This is a genomic window from Methylobacterium sp. WL7, from assembly GCF_008040085.1.
GTDB classification, from domain to species: Bacteria; Pseudomonadota; Alphaproteobacteria; order Rhizobiales; family Beijerinckiaceae; genus Methylobacterium; species Methylobacterium mesophilicum.
In genome coordinates, this window is the sequence record NZ_VRVG01000034.1 from 12,816 (window position 1) to 27,787 (window position 14,972).

General features: G+C 67.4%; 13 protein-coding genes and 1 tRNA gene. 10 read left to right on the plus strand and 4 right to left on the minus strand.

Annotated features, from left to right (window positions below):
- The first annotated feature begins 11 nt into the window (after positions 1 to 11).
- The 8 genes from FV233_RS11510 to FV233_RS11545 all read left to right on the plus strand — a co-directional run bounded on the left by FV233_RS11510 (position 12) and on the right by FV233_RS11545 (position 9,370).
- Positions 12 to 404: a DUF2946 family protein gene (locus FV233_RS11510; RefSeq protein ID WP_147853254.1), complete on the plus strand. Its 393-nt coding sequence runs from the start codon at positions 12 to 14 to the stop codon at positions 402 to 404.
- A 65-nt stretch (positions 405 to 469) separates the two neighbouring features.
- Positions 470 to 2,782 (plus strand): TonB-dependent receptor, encoded by a 2,313-nt coding sequence (locus FV233_RS11515; protein WP_147853255.1) that lies wholly within the window; start codon positions 470 to 472, stop codon positions 2,780 to 2,782.
- Between the two features lie 203 nt (positions 2,783 to 2,985).
- On the plus strand, positions 2,986 to 3,879 hold the full coding sequence (locus tag FV233_RS11520; RefSeq protein WP_238262966.1) for an ABC transporter substrate-binding protein: 894 nt from the start codon (positions 2,986 to 2,988) through the stop codon (positions 3,877 to 3,879).
- Positions 3,876 to 5,915, plus strand: a complete 2,040-nt coding sequence (locus FV233_RS11525) for a cache domain-containing protein (RefSeq protein WP_147853257.1) — start codon at positions 3,876 to 3,878, stop codon at positions 5,913 to 5,915. The genes FV233_RS11520 and FV233_RS11525 overlap by 4 nt, the downstream gene beginning before the upstream one ends.
- On the plus strand, positions 5,912 to 6,310 hold the full coding sequence (locus tag FV233_RS11530; protein ID WP_147853258.1) for a response regulator: 399 nt from the start codon (positions 5,912 to 5,914) through the stop codon (positions 6,308 to 6,310). The genes FV233_RS11525 and FV233_RS11530 overlap by 4 nt, the downstream gene beginning before the upstream one ends.
- Positions 6,307 to 7,572 (plus strand): adenylate/guanylate cyclase domain-containing protein, encoded by a 1,266-nt coding sequence (locus tag FV233_RS11535; RefSeq protein WP_147853259.1) that lies wholly within the window; start codon positions 6,307 to 6,309, stop codon positions 7,570 to 7,572. The genes FV233_RS11530 and FV233_RS11535 overlap by 4 nt, the downstream gene beginning before the upstream one ends.
- A 145-nt stretch (positions 7,573 to 7,717) precedes the next feature.
- A complete protein-coding gene (locus FV233_RS11540; RefSeq protein ID WP_147853260.1) occupies positions 7,718 to 8,704 on the plus strand; it encodes an ABC transporter substrate-binding protein in 987 nt (328 codons plus the stop codon).
- Positions 8,705 to 9,037: 333 nt separating this feature from the next.
- Positions 9,038 to 9,370: a hypothetical protein gene (locus FV233_RS11545; protein ID WP_147853285.1), complete on the plus strand. Its 333-nt coding sequence runs from the start codon at positions 9,038 to 9,040 to the stop codon at positions 9,368 to 9,370.
- 1,044 nt (positions 9,371 to 10,414) lie between these two features.
- On the opposite strand, the gene FV233_RS11555 is transcribed toward FV233_RS11545, so the two are convergent.
- The 3 genes from FV233_RS11555 to FV233_RS11565 form a co-directional block, all read right to left on the minus strand.
- Positions 10,415 to 10,780: a cytochrome c family protein gene (locus FV233_RS11555; RefSeq protein ID WP_147853262.1), complete on the minus strand. Its 366-nt coding sequence runs from the start codon at positions 10,778 to 10,780 to the stop codon at positions 10,415 to 10,417.
- A gap of 139 nt (positions 10,781 to 10,919) precedes the next feature.
- On the minus strand, positions 10,920 to 11,099 hold the full coding sequence (locus FV233_RS11560; protein WP_147897565.1) for a hypothetical protein: 180 nt from the start codon (positions 11,097 to 11,099) through the stop codon (positions 10,920 to 10,922).
- 20 nt (positions 11,100 to 11,119) lie between these two features.
- Positions 11,120 to 11,195 (minus strand) — tRNA-Glu (locus FV233_RS11565).
- 103 nt (positions 11,196 to 11,298) lie between these two features.
- Between FV233_RS11565 and FV233_RS11570 the strand changes: the two genes are divergently transcribed.
- Both FV233_RS11570 and rpoH read left to right on the plus strand, forming a co-directional pair.
- Positions 11,299 to 12,282: an RluA family pseudouridine synthase gene (locus FV233_RS11570; RefSeq protein ID WP_246689963.1), complete on the plus strand. Its 984-nt coding sequence runs from the start codon at positions 11,299 to 11,301 to the stop codon at positions 12,280 to 12,282.
- A gap of 259 nt (positions 12,283 to 12,541) precedes the next feature.
- Positions 12,542 to 13,435 (plus strand): RNA polymerase sigma factor RpoH, encoded by an 894-nt coding sequence (gene rpoH, locus FV233_RS11575; RefSeq protein WP_147853264.1) that lies wholly within the window; start codon positions 12,542 to 12,544, stop codon positions 13,433 to 13,435.
- 49 nt (positions 13,436 to 13,484) lie between these two features.
- Here the strand turns inward: rpoH and FV233_RS11580 are convergent, their stop codons facing one another.
- Complete coding sequence (locus FV233_RS11580; protein ID WP_147897573.1) at positions 13,485 to 14,903, minus strand: histidine kinase; 1,419 nt, start codon at positions 14,901 to 14,903, stop codon at positions 13,485 to 13,487.
- Between the last annotated feature and the right edge of the window lie 69 nt (positions 14,904 to 14,972).

Here is a 14,972-nt window from a genome sequence, read left to right on the forward strand (position 1 = left end):
GCTCGACGCCCGTGGCGACCAACCTCACGCATTCCGGCACGCGTACCCGGTTCCTCGGGATCGGGCTGATCCTGCTCGCCCTCTGGGTGCAGTCGCTTGCCCCAATCGCCGCTCTGCGGATGGCGTCTGCCGCACCCGGGATGCTGCCCGGGGCGATCCTGTGCGGTCACCCGGCGGGAGACGACGCGATCAGCGCCTCCGTGGAGCAACCGGTCGCGCCTCCGGCCTGTGAGGTCTGTCGGCTGTGCTGCGCCGGGATCGTCCCCCCGCCCCTACCGCATAGCCCCGACGTCACCCAGCCGCTGCGCTGGATCGCGGTGGCATGGCCGACCCCGCCCCCGTCGCGGCCGAACGCGTCACCGCGCGTCACCGGCCAAGCCCGGGCGCCGCCCCTCATCGCCTGATCACGTGCGCTCCCGTGCGGCGACGGCGCCGTCCGGTCCCAAGACCGATCAGACGAGATTTCAGGATGTTGATCCACCAGAATGCCGCGCGGTTCGGCGCGTTGGCCCTGCTGCTCGCCGGCGGCACCCTCCCGGCCTCGGCGCAGCAATCCGTCACGCTGGATGAGCTTTCCGTGGAGGGCGAGGCCAATCCAGGCACCGGACGAACCGCCATCGCGCCACCCTTCGGCATCGCCGCTCCTCCTGGCTCGGCCCCGTCGGTGATCGAGCACCCGGTCGGCCAGGTGGTCACCGGGATCGGCCGCGGCAACACCATCGCCGACCGCCCGGCGACCAGCATCGGTTCGGTGCTCGCCAACAGCCCGGGCGTCACCGTCCGCCAGGGCAACGGCGGGCGCGACGTGATCATCTCGATCCGGGGAAACAATGCCCGGTCCACCGGGGTGATCAAGAATACGGTGGTGCTGGAGGACGGCTTCATCCTCACCCAGCCCGATGGCGCGTCCCGCTTCGACCTGACCGAACCGCGGGCCTACAGCCGCATCGACGTGTTCCGCGGGCCGCAATCGCCCCTGTTCGGCAACTACGCCACGGGCGGCGCCATCGCGTTCCGCACCCGCACCGGCCGCGAGATCGACGGCTACGAGATCGGCACCGACGCCGGCAGCTTCGGCTACCTCAACACCTACTTCACCGTCGGCAAGGCCAGCGGGCCATTCGAAATCAGCCTGTTCGCCAGCGACGTCCGCAGCAACGGGTATCAGGATCATTCGAGCTTCAACACGCAGACCATCAATCTGCTCGCCAGCTACACGCCGACGCCGGACAACCGCTTCACCCTGAAGGTGATCAACAACACCCTCGATACGAATCTGGCGGCGCGCTCCTCCCTGGCGCAGTACCGGATCAATCCGTACCAGCGCGGCTGCGCGGCAGCTGCGACCGCTGCCCCGGGGTGCACGACTTTCAGCTTGTTCCGCAACGGAGCGTTCGGGGCGACCGTACCGGTCACCGCCGACGAGGGCGCGTTCGGCCGGAAGGACCGGCGCACCGTCGCAGCGGCGCGCTGGGAGCACGACATCGACGCGTTCACCACCTGGCGCACGCAGCTCGGCTTCGACGAACGCAACTTCAACCAACCATTCTACACGACCTCGGGCCGCGGCTCGTTCCCGGCCTGGAACTTTCTGACCGACCTGACGCGGCGCGGCGACCTGTTCGGCCTGCCGGCGGTAGGCTACGTCGCGCTCGCCTACAACACGATCGACAACCACAGCACGACCTACAACCGGGCGCCCTATGGTGGCCCCAGACTCGGGGCGCTGATCGGCGTCCAGGACGCGGTGCAATCAAACCTCGGCGGCCGGGCCCGGCTGGAACTCAGCCTGTCGGACCGCTGGACCGGCGTGCTGGGGATCAGCGCCGAGGGCACCGCCATCACTGGCCGCAACCTCGCCTACAGCTACACGGCCGGGGGGGCGACCCGGACGGTGGCGGATGCCGGCCGCACCTTCCTGAACGTCGCTCCCGAGATCGCGCTGGTGTATCGGCCGGACCAGGCCTGGGCCTTCCGCGGCCGGGTCGCCACCGGGTACACCACGCCGGCGGCCAGCAACCTGTTCGTCACGTCGGCCGGCCTGCCGGGCAACAACACCCAGCTCCAGACCCAGGAGAATCTCGGCTTCGACCTCGGGGCGGATTGGAGCCCGACCGAGACTCTGCGTCTCAGCGTGACTGGCTTCTACGAGTTCTTCCGCAACGAGCTGGTCTCGCAATCGCCGGGCGCGGGCCTGCTGTCCTACACGTTCAACGCGCCGGCCTCCGAGCATCGGGGCCTCGAGGTCGGGGCCGACTGGGCCTTCGCGCCGGGCTGGCGCGGGGTCCTGGCCTACACGTTCGATGACCAGATCTACACGCGCTATACCGAGCAGTTGAGTGCCGGCAGCCTCACCCGCCGGTTCGACCGGGCGGGCAATCAGATCCCCGGCGTACCGGCCCACCAGCTCCTGGCCCGTGTCGGCTACGACGTGCCGGCGGGGCCGCTTGCCGGACTCGGGGCGTTCATCGAGACGGTGGTGCAGGGCGATTTCTACATCGACAACGCCAACTTGCTGAAGGCGCCGGGCTTCGCGATCGTCAACGCCAACGTGCACTATGCGACGGAGCTGACTGGCGGCTACGCGAAGCGGCTGAACCTCTACCTTGAGGTGCGCAACCTGTTCGACACGACCTACGCCGCATCGGCCCAGAATCTCGCCAACTCGCTCAGCGGTACGACGGGCCTCCAGAACGGCGCCGCCGTGCTGGCGACCACCACGGGATCCGTGTTCGCGGGTGCGCCACGCAACATCGTCGGGGGGATGCGCCTGGCATTCTGATAACCGCGTCCAGGGCTCAGCCTTGGTGGCGTGGGCAACCGTGCCGTAAGTTCTCAACCGGGCGTCGGGGGGAATCAGGGTTTGGGTCGCGATGGCGGAAGCACCGGCGCGGTGATCGGATGAGGCGGCGTAGCGTCCTTGCCGGGTTGTCGTGGGCCGCTGCGGGCTGTCCGCTGGCTGCGCGGGCCGAGGAGCAGGCACGGGTGACGGCGCTCTGGCCGTTCGTGGAGGGCGGCACCGAAGGCCACACCCTCTCGGCCGTGTTCCGGGCGGCCCTGCGCGATCACGGCCGCGCGGACTTGCGCGTCGAGGACCGCTGGGGCGGCGCGGACGTAGAGCATACCCGCGTGTTGGCGGCCGAGATCGTGCGGTCGGAGCCGCGCGTGATCTTCGCGTTCCTGAACGCGCAGCTCTCCGCCGTGTCGTCCCTGACCCGAACGATTCCGATCATCTTCGTCGGCGCCTCCGATCCGGTCGGGTCCGGATACGTCGCCAGCCTGCAGAGGCCGGGCGGCAACATCACCGGCTTCACCCTTTACGAGGCATCCCTGGCCGGGAAATGGCTGGCGGCCCTCAGGGAAGCGGTGCCGACGATCCGGCATGTCGCGCTCCTGTCCAATGCCCACACGGAAATCCGGCGCGGCAACTTCTATTCCGAGGCGCTCCGGACGACGGCCGCCTCCCTCGGCATCGAGACGGAGGTCGTCATGGTCAGCCATGCCGACGCGATCGACCCGCTCGTCGCGGACCTCGGTCGCCGGGGCGATGCGGGGCTGATCGTGGCCCCCGGGACGTTCAGCGAGGCCAACGGGGACCGCATCGTCGCCCTGACGGCCCAGCATCGCGTTCCGGCGGTGTTCGCGATCCGGCGCTTCGCACATCGCGGCGGCCTAATGTCGTACGGTCCCGACCCGGCGGACGCCGTGCGCCGCGCGGCGGCCTACGTGGATCGCATCCTCCACGGCGAGAAGCCCGCGATCCTGCCGGTACAGGCGCCGACGAAGTTCGACTTCATCGTAAACCTCAAGACGGCACGGACCCTGGGACTGGAGATCTCGTCGGTGCTGCTCGCCCAAGCGGACGAGATCGTCGAATGATGCGGGTGAACCCTATCGAGGCCCCCGCGGGCCTCGAGATCCGGGCCCGACGCTTCCGTCTGCCGCTGGCGGCGAAGTTCGCGGTCGCCTTCGTGGGCCTCGTGACCCTGGTGCTGCTCATCAATGGCGTGGTCGATCTGCTGCTGAATTACGGCGACGCCAAACGGACCGCGATCGAGGTTCAGCGCGAGAAGGCGCACGCGGCCGCCGAGCGGGTCGAATCCTTCATCTCCGAGATCGAGAGCCAGATCGGCTGGACCACCCGGGCCGAGTGGCGCCGCATTTCGCCTGAGCAGCAGCGCTACGACTTCATCCGACTGCTCCGGCAGGCGCCCGCCATCACGGAGGTCGCCTATCTCGATCCGAGCGGTAGGGAGCAGCTGCGGGTCTCGCGCCTGGAACCGGATGTCGTCGGCAGCGGCAAGGATTTCTCGACAGCGCCGCGCTTCACCCGGGCGCTCGCCGAGAAGGTCTGGTTCGGCCCGGTCTATTTCCGGCGGGGATCCGAGCCGTACATGACCGTATCGGTGGCCCATGCCGGACGCGACCCAGGCGTGACCGTGGCCGAGGTCAACCTGAAGCTGATCTGGGACGTGGTCAGCAGCATCCACAACGGCGCGGGCGGCTACGCCTTCGTGGTGACCGCCAGCGGACGGCTGATCGCGCACCCGGATCTGAGCCTCGTCCTGCGGGACACCGACCTCTCGACCCTGCCGGAGGTCGCGACCGCCCTCGAGGCCCGTCGGACCGGCGCCAATCCGGACACGACGGATTACGAGATCACCACCGCGTTCGACGGCGGTTCGGTACTGGCGGCCCACGCAACCATCCCGCGGGTCGACTGGATCGTGTTCGTGCAGCTGCCGTTGGGCGAAGCGATGGCGCCGCTCTATGCTTCGGTGGTCCAGACCCTGGCGCTGATGGGTCTCGGCGTGATGCTTGCGACGGTCGCCGGGACCTTCCTTGCCCACCGCTTGGTCGTGCCGATCCGCCAACTCGAGGACGGCGCGGAACGCTTCGGGTCCGGTGACCTGTCGGAGCGCATCGTTATCCGCACCGGCGACGAGATCGAAACCCTGGCGGACCGGTTCAACCTGATGGCGAGCCGCGTCCAGGAATCCTACGAGACCCTGGAAGCCAAGGTCGAGGAGCGGACCCGCGACCTCAACAGGTCCCTCGACGACCTCCACAAGGCCCAGGACCGGCTGATTCAATCGGAGAAGCTCGCCTCCCTGGGGCAGCTCACCGCGGGGATCGCCCACGAGATCAAGAACCCCCTGAACTTCGTGAACAATTTCGCGTCCCTGTCCTCCGAGCTGGTCGAGGAACTTCAGGAGGCGCTTCAGCCCGTCGCGCTCGATCCGAAGATCCGCGAGGAGGTCGACGAGATCGCCGATCTGCTCAAGGGCAACCTCGGGAAGGTCGTGCAGCACGGGAAGCGCGCCGATTCGATCATCAAGAACATGCTGCTGCACTCCCGCTCCGGATCCGGCGAGCACCGCTTGGTCGAGATCAATGCCCTGGTCGAAGAGAGCCTGAACCTCGCCTATCACGGGGCACGGGCGGCGCAGCCAGACTTCAACATCACCCTGGACCGCAATCTCGATCCGGAGGCCGGCGTCGCGGATGTCTACCCGCAGGAGTTGACGCGCGTCCTCTTGAACCTGATGTCGAACGGGTTCTACGCCACCGAGAAGCGCAAGGCCGTGGAAACCGAACCGGGTTACGAGCCTATCCTGTCGGTGACCACCCGCGATCTGGGAGAGAGCGTCGAGATCCGCGTGCGCGACAACGGCACCGGCATCCCCGACAGCGTCAAGGCCAAGATGTTCGATCCGTTCTTCACCACCAAGCCAGCCGGCGAGGGTACGGGCCTCGGCCTGTCCCTGAGCCACGACATCCTGGTGAAGCAGCATGGCGGGGCGATCGACGTCGCCACGGAGGCCGGCCAGTTCACAGAATTCACGATCACGCTGCCGCGCGACGGAGCGAAGGCCGCGCAGCCGATCGTCGTCCCGGAAAAGAGCGAGCCATGAACGTCATCATCCTCGTCGTGGACGATGAGCCCGACGTCACCGACCTGTTCCGGCAGCAGTTCCGCCGCGAGTTGCGCGCCGGGCGTTTCGCAATGGAATTCGCGCATTCGGCTCCGGAGGCCCTGGCCTGCGTGAACGCCTCGGACGGGGCCAGCCTGATCCTGATGTTCTCCGACATCAACATGCCGGGCATGACCGGGCTGGAACTCCTGCCGCTCGTCCGGGCCGCGCGCCCCGACGTCCCGGTGATCATGATCACCGCCTATGGCGACGCGCAGACGCGGGAGAAGGTCTTGTCCGGCGGCGCGGCGGATCTGATCACCAAGCCGATCGACTTCGACCTGCTGCGCGGCGAGATCGACCGCCGCCTGGCCTCCGTCGCGGGGACGGCATGACCGGCGAGGTGCCTCCGGCCAAGATCCTAGTCGTCGACGACGAGCCGGATCTCGAGGCGCTGATCACCCAGAAGTTCCGCCGCCAGATCCGCGACGGCCAGGTCCGGTTCCTGTTCGCGCATGACGGCAACGAGGCCCTCGGGGTGCTGGCTGAGAACCACGACGTCGACATGGTCGTGTCCGACATCAACATGCCGGGCATGGACGGGCTGACGCTGCTCGCCAAGCTGCAGGAATCCGATGCCAAGCCCTCGACGATCATCGTCTCGGCCTACGGCGACATGGCCAACATCCGCACCGCCATGAACCGCGGGGCGTTCGATTTCCTCACGAAGCCGATCGACTTTTCCGATTTCGAGACGACCATCGCGCGGACGCTCCAGCATGTGGCGACCCTGCGCGAGGGGCGCCGGCGACAGGTGCTGGCCGAGCGGGCGCACGCCGCCCTGGCACGCTACTTCTCGCCCAACCTCGCCGAACGTCTGGCCGGCGACGCGTCGGGCCTGGAACTCGGCGGCGCGCGGCGCGAGGTGGCCTCGCTATTCACAGACATCGCCGGGTTCACCAGTCTGGTCGAGAGCCTGGACCCGACCCAGCTCGCAGAAATTCTGAACGGCTACTTCGCCGAGATGACCGATCTCGTGTTCGCGCACGAGGGCACCGTCGCCAAGATCGTTGGCGACGCGATCCACGTCCTCTTCGGGGCGCCCGGCGACCAGCCGGACCATGCGGCCCGGGCGGTCGCCTGTGCGCTCACCCTCGACACCGCCTCGGAGGCTTTCCGGGCCCGCTGGCGGGACCGCGGGATCGAGATCGGCGCGACCCGGATCGGCGTTCATGCCGGGCCGGCCATCGTGGGCAATTTCGGGGGCGGCCGGTATTTCGACTACACGGCCTACGGCGACACCATCAACACGTCCGCCCGTCTCGAGAACGCCAACAAGGCGTTCGGAACGCGGATCTGCGTCAGCCAGAGCGTGGTGATCCGGACGGAGCAGTTCCGCGGGCGCCCGGTCGGCGATCTCGTCCTGCGCGGCAAGCAAGGGGCGCTGCGCGCGTTCGAGCCGCTGACCGAGACGGAGTACGATGCGGCGATGCTGGACCGTTATCTCGATGCCTTCGCCAAGCTGGAGGCGGGCGAGGCCGGCGCCATGCCGGCCTTCGCGGCCCTGGTCGGGCTGCGCCCCGACGATGCCCTTTCCGCGTTCCATCTCAAACGCCTGCTCAATGGCGCATCGGGAGCGCGCATCGAGGTCCGCTGAGACCGATCACGCCCTCGACCCGGCGGCCGCGATGGCCGACACTCGGGACACGTTTCTCCGTCAGTCGAGCAACCTGCGGGATGGTCCGTCCTTCGAACAGCCGGCGGTGCGACCGCCTGCCGCCAAGCCGTCAGGGAACGGGCGGATGAGGCGACGCGACCTCCTCTTGGGTCTCGGCGGCGCGGTCGCCTGGCCCGCGGCCGGCTGCGGCCAGTCCCCGGCGCGCCGCCGCCTCGGCGTCCTCCTGGTGTACGACGAAGGGCATCCCGATATGCCGATCATCATCGGCACGCTCAAGGACAGCCTGCGGAAGCTCGGTTGGATCTGGGGTCAAAACCTCGACGTGGACCTGCGGTACGGCGACGGCGACAGCTCGAAGATGCGCCGCCAAGCCGACGAGATTCTGGCGGCCAAGCCCGATCTGGTCTTCGCGCAGGGCGTCGTCGGGACGACGGCCCTGCAACAGGCGACCACGACGACACCGGTGGTGTTCATCCAGGCGCAGGATCCGGTCGGCGGAGGTCTCGTCGCCAGCCTGTCGCGGCCCGGCGGAAACCTGACAGGGTTCACGAATTTCGACTATACGTTCGTCGGCAAGTGGCTGCAGCTCCTCAAGGAACTCAGCCCCGGCGTGACGCGGGCGCGCGCCATCATCAATCCGGATTACCGCACGCGGTTTGCCGGCTACGGCGCCGAGCTCGGGCGGATCGGCCCCGAACTCCACATCCAGGCCGAGGTCAGCGGCGTGCACGACGCGGCGGAGATCGAGCAGGCGATCATCACCTTCGCCGAGGAACCTCATGGCGGTCTGATCGTGCTGCCGGACGCGATCACCGGCGTCTACAGCCGGCAGATCATCGACCTGACCGCCCGGCACCGCCTGCCCGCGGTCTACGCCTACGCGGCCCAGGTCCGCATGGGCGGGCTCGCCGCCTACACGACCAGCGTGGCCCGGGACGTCCAGCAAGCCGCCGGCTACATCGACCGGATCCTGCGGGGGGCGTCCGTCGGCGACCTGCCGGTGCAGGCGAGCGAGCGCTTCATGACCCTGATAAACCTGAAGACGGCCGCCGCGCTCAACCTGACGATCACGCCGTCGCTGCTCGCCACGGCTGACGAGGTGATCGATTAGCCCAGACTGTGGGGCTCAGGCAGCGCCTGACGACCCATGAACCGCTCGATACCGCGTCGATCGACACGGGGTCTCCGGACGCATCCGTATCTCGGCGACGGGCGCGCTGAACGCAGCACAATCGTGAACGGCACCCGCCGGTCTCGTGGTGGTCTTCCAGCCGATTGTCCTGGACGGAACCCGCGTGCATGAGAGATTATTCCGGTTAGCCGCATCGTCCTGCGAGGCCGACCGAGAACACGGCGACTGACTATGGAGACAGTGATTGCGTTTCCGGCATCGAACCACATTTCCCTGAAAGCGTTCTCGCTCCGCACCAATAAGGAAGTCCACATGAAGGTAATCTCTGCGACCGTTCTAGGTCTAACGCTCCTCAGCGCCATGGCCCCGGCCTTGGCGCAACCCTACGGCGGCCGCGACTACGGCTACGACCGTGGTGACTATGACCGTCGCGACCGGGACTACGATTCGCGGGATCGCCGCGATTACGGGCGGGACTATGATCGCGCACCGCGCGGCGGACGGGGTGATTACGCGTTCGACGAGATGGAGTATCTGCGCTGTAATCCGGACGTGCGCCGCGCTGTCATCAGCGGCCAGGTGAAGTCCGGCCTGTATCACTACCGAAAAGTCGGAATGGCCGAAGGCCGGCGTCTCAGCTGCTGACCGGCGTTGGGGACGCTGCGCTCCATGAGCCGGCGGATATAAAAACGCGTCCTCTCATCACAGGACGGGCTTTCGGCCTGGGACAACCGCGTCACCGCGGAGTCCGAGGCCGTTTTGATCAGCGCCACCTTCGGGATGTGGAACGGGACGCCCGAATAAGCTCGATCGTTACTTGCTGCTTCCGCCGCCGCCGCCGCCCTGCGGTACGGCTCGCTCGGGCTGATTGGCATTCCCGGCAGACGAGGAGCTGTTGGACCGCGTATCCGCCGGCTGACCGGTCGGCGACGCCGTCACGCCGGCGTTGCCACCGGTGGTGCTGCTTTGCGGCGCCACGACGCCCGGCGTTCCAGGAGACGCGGGCGCCGTGGCGGGGGCCTGTGCAGAGGCTTGCCCGGCGAGGAAGAGGCTGGCGACGGCCGCAGCCGTGAGAACGCGAGTGTGCATTGTTTATCCTGATTGACTGAAGTCTTCAGAAACGCGCTAAGACGCCCAACGGTTCAAAATCAGGTGCGACAAGCAGAACGCGCAGTAAAACCGCCACCGCGCGTTGGACGGTTTCTCCCAAATCCGCAACTGGGGTGAATCTCACAGGTCGGAGCGTCTACGGCCAAGCCGCCTCAGATCAGATTGACGGTGCCGTGTTCCTTAAAGGCTTTCGGACAATCGTTCTCGTCCACCAGTTGCTGGGCCTCCGCCAGCGTCAGGTGGCGGTCGGCAGCCAGCACTGCCAAGGTCATCCACTGTCTCGACGTGTCGCGCTCCTGCTTCCTCGGTCAGCGACGCGGCACGCGAAGGGTTCGAGAGCAAGAAAAACCCCGCGCGGCAGATGCCGGCGGGGCTGAAGGAAAATGACGCTCGGTGCGTTACGCCGGCGACTGATTGCAAGATAGCAATACCAGACGCGGCAGTAAAGCTGCTGTGATGACAAACCGAACTAAATATTGGCCTCAAATTTTTTGCGGGTACCACGGATTGTTAGGATCATGATGATGCCGAAAAGCTCATCTCCGGCGCCTCATTTCGATCCTTCGATCATGCGTTCCGTCAGGACTGGGCCTTCAGGTAGGCGATCACGTCGTTGATCTTCTTGTCGTCGGTGAAGCCCTGGAAGATCATCTTGTTTCCGGGCACCTTCGTCTTCGGGTTCTTCAGCCACTCGTGAAGGTTGGCCTCGTCCCAGGTGATGCCGGAATTCTTCAGCGCCGCGGAGTAGTTGTAGCCTTCGTAGGTGCCGGCCTTGCGCCCGACCACGCCCTTGAGGTCCGGGCCGACGCCGTTCTTCTGGAAGTTGTGGCAAGCCTTACAGGGAGCGAACGCCTTCTCGCCGGCAGCCGCATCACCGGCCTCCTGGGCCTGGGCCGAAAGCGGGATCAGGGCGGCGAGAACAGCGCCGAGAACGAAAGAACGCATGGATTTCCTCTTCGGCCAGGCGGGACGGATGACGATGCGAAGCCTGACGCAGTGAGGTGTAGACGTCCGCTCAAGCCGCTTAATCCACCGCCCGGCTGGAACGCCGATTAAAATTATTCAAAGTCGAGATGCAGAAAACTCAATGCGGCAAGCGGGCGGGATCAGCACGATCGACCAGCCCGAACCGCTCCGGCAGCTTGCCGTCAAAGACCGCAACACCGAGCGACAACCCGCGATCCGGCATCGAGAAGATCGGGTAGTGGTACAACTTGCCCAAGAGACGCAGAGCTAACCGCCGCTCGCGCTTGGCCTTGCCCAAAGATGTGAAAAATGCGCCGGTGGCGCTCCCAAGGGGAATCGAACCCCTGTTTTCGCCGTGAGAGGGCGACGTCCTAGACCGCTAGACGATGGGAGCTTTCCGGCGGCGCGCAGGTGCTATAGCCACGCCCCGCCGGGGGAGCAAGGGCCTTCTCTCGAGATTCCGCACGGATCGGTGCGGCGGGGCGCAGATTGGGGTCGTGGTGGACGCAAACGACGAAGAGCGGGTCGGGACCGTGGCGGATGGGGGAATCCGGCTCGATCGGGCGCTGGTGGCGCTATTTCCGGATCTCTCGCGGGCGCGGCTCCAGGGTCTTGTGCGCGCGGGCTGCGTGCGCCGGGACGGCGCAGAGGTACGCGACCCGTCCGCAAAGGTCGCCGCGGGAGCACAGATCAGCCTTGATGTGCCGCCGGCTGCGGATGCCCAACCCGCGGCCGAGGCCGTGAACCTGGTGATCGCCTACGAGGACGACGACCTCGTCGTGATCGACAAGCCGGCCGGGCTGGTGGTGCATCCGGCGCCGGGTCACGAGAGCGGAACCCTGGTCAACGCGTTGCTCGGCCATTGCGGCGCGAGCCTGTCGGGGATCGGCGGCGTGCGCCGGCCCGGCATCGTCCATCGCCTCGACAAGGACACGAGCGGCCTGATCGTGGTCGCCAAGAACGACGCGGCCCATCAGGGTCTGACCGCGCAGTTCGCGGATCATGGCCGGACGGGTCCGCTGGAGCGCGCCTACGCAGCCCTGGTCTGGGGGGTGCCACATCCGCGGGCGGGAACGATCCAGGCGAGCCTGGCCAGGTCGCGTCACAACCGGGAAAAGATCGCCGTGGTCTCGGAGGAGGCCGGGCGGCACGCCGTCACGCATTACACGGTCGCCGAGACTTACCCGGAAGTCGCCCTCGTGCGCTGCCGCCTCGAGACGGGCCGAACGCACCAGATCCGCGTCCACCTCGCCCATCGCGGCCACCCGCTCCTGGGCGACCCAGTCTATGGCGGTGCGTTCCGCACCAAGGCGGCGCGGCTGCCTCCGGAGGCGCGCGACGCGCTCCTAGCCCTCGGGCGCCAGGCGCTGCATGCGGAACTGCTGGGCTTCAGGCACCCGCGCACCGGCGAAACACTCCGGTTCGAGAGTTCGATCCCGCCCGATATCGCCACGCTGGTGAACGCCCTCGCGAAAGCTTGAGCGTTCAGGATCGGGGAGGAAACCGTAACCCCGTCGCGTGCGAAAGGTCACGGCGAGCCGCGTCAGATCGTGACATGGTACGACCAATCGGCCGGTCGCGCGTTGATGGCAATATGGGGGTGCCCAACCGCTACCGGTCCGTCCGACTTACCCGTATGACATGGGGGGTCGGGAGGGTCGGCTCAAGAGCGGCCCGAGTGGACGGCACTGTTGCCCGTCGCGTCCGCCCGTCAGGGGGACAAGAGTCCAGGAGAATGCCATGGCCGGTACGCTGCCCGTGCTCGCCAATGAAGGTGGCCTTTCGCGCTACCTCGACGAGATCCGCAAGTTCCCGATGCTGGAGCCGACGGAAGAGTTCACGCTGGCCAAGAGCTGGCGGGATGCCGGCGACCGTGAGGCCGCGCATCGGCTCGTGACCTCGCACCTGCGTCTCGTGGCCAAGATCGCCATGGGCTATCGCGGCTACGGCCTGCCGATCGGCGAGGTCGTGTCCGAGGGCAATGTCGGCCTGATGCAGGCGGTCAAGCGCTTCGATCCCGACAAGGGCTTCCGGTTGGCGACCTATGCCATGTGGTGGATCAAGGCGGCGATCCAGGAATACATCCTGCGCTCCTGGTCGCTCGTGAAGATGGGCACCACCGCGAACCAGAAGAAGCTGTTCTTTAACCTGCGCAAGGCGAAGGGGAAGATCTCGGCATTGGACGAGGGTGACCTGCGGCCGGATCAGGTCAAGCAGATCGCGACCCGCCTGGGCGTACCCGAGCAGGACGTGATCGACATGAACCGGCGCCTGTCCGGTGACACGTCGCTCAACGCCCCCCTGCGCGAGGAAGGCGAAGGCGAGTGGCAGGACTGGTTGGTCGATAACGCCCCGAGCCAGGAGACGGTGCTGGCTCGTGAGCAGGAGGGGCAGAACCGCCTCTCGGCCCTGCGCGACGCCCTCGGCGTGCTGAACCCGCGGGAACGGCGAATCTTTGAGGCCCGGCGCCTCGCGGATGATCCGATCACACTGGAAGACCTATCGGGCGAGTTCGGCGTCTCCCGGGAGCGTGTTCGACAGATCGAGGTTCGAGCCTTCGAGAAGGTGCAGGAGGCGGTGAAGCGCAACATCGCGAACCGCGAATTGCCGCGTACCGGCATCGAGGCTCACTGAACCGACAATCCGGCGCGCGGGCATGCGCGCCGGAACGTCCCGGCCACGATTACTGCCATGCGTCGAACGCGTTTTGCATCACCTGGGCGCCGGCACTGCCCTTCTCAAAGGTGAGCACCGCGCGCTTGCCCGACGTGTAGCGGACCGCCAGATCGAACCAGTTGCGGTGGAGCAGCAGATCGGTGTTGCGATCGACGTCGTTCTGAAGTGACGACAGACCGATCAGGAACAGGTTGTCTCGGACCCGCACCGGCAAGCCGGAGACGGGCGAGCCGCGGCCGTTTTCATCGTCCTTGGCCTGAAGCAGGCCGACATCCTGCACCGTCCGCCCCGTCCCACTCTGCTGGCTGAAGGCGAGGCTCACCGTATGTGAGGCCGGCAGCGTCGCGTCGAGGTTTCGCTGGATCGTCATCACCAGCGTCAGCCCGGCATCCGGGATCGTCACAGTCGCGACCACGGCGTTCTGGAGCGGTTGTCCCTGCTCACCATTCACCGTGTCGAGCCTCCAGGTCACCCGGCCGGTCGTCCGCGTCGGCTGCGCGTTGTCGGTGCCCGTCCCTTCCTCGATCAGTTCCGCGCGCTGGGCGATGGCTAGGTTCGGCTGAGCCGGTGACGGCGCGACCCGCGCCGGCGTGCCGTTCTCGGCACGTGGAGGTGTCCGCGTTGCGGGAGCGGACTCGCCGCCGACCCGGTCGCCGAACTTGGTTTCGCTGTCCGTCTGTTGTGAATCGGCGGTTTCGGTCACGCCGGACGGCAGGTTCTGCGGCCGGTCGCGAAGCAGGAAGGCCGCCACCGCGATCAATCCGATCACGATCGCCAGAACGCTCCCCACGAAAGCGTTGCGCAGGATGCGCGAGCGCCCCGACCGCGGCGGCACGACCTCGATCCGTGGACGCTGGCGGCCGTTGCCGCTCTCGCCCACTGCCGCGGCGAGGTCCGCATCATCCTCGGTGTCGGGGGCCGAGTCGGCCTCGGGTCGCAGTTCCTCTGCGGTCGCGGCGGCCGGCGACGGCCCTGGTCTGCGCGACGAGATCGCGATCGGCGCGTCGCGTGGCTCCGGCTCCTCCAGGGCGGCGGGTGCGAAGGGCGGCGGCGCTGCGGGTAGGACCGGCTCCGGCGCCTGAACCGGGATGGACTCAGGGGACGGGGATGGCGGCGACGGAACGGGCGGCGCCGGCTCCGGGATGTCCGCGGGCGGGTCCGGTCGTGGACTCGGCTCCGGCTGGGGGATCACGGCGTCGTTGGCGGGCGCCGGAAGGCCCCCGTGATCGACTTCGAGCCGCTCGATCGCGGTATCGAGCGCCCGGCGTTCGAGATCAATATCCGCTTCTGAGAGCGGGGGGTCCAGCGAACGGAGCTGGCTGATCAGGGCGTTGCGGGCGCGGTCGTAGACCGCCTTGCGCAGGGCGGGTGATCGGTCGGGCAGCGCGTCGAGCGCGCGTGCCAGAAGCGGGTAATAATCGGCCATGTTGCCCAGGTCCGCGCCTTCGGCCGTCGCCCGGCAGGACCGGTCGATGGCCGAGGACCGACGTTCGTT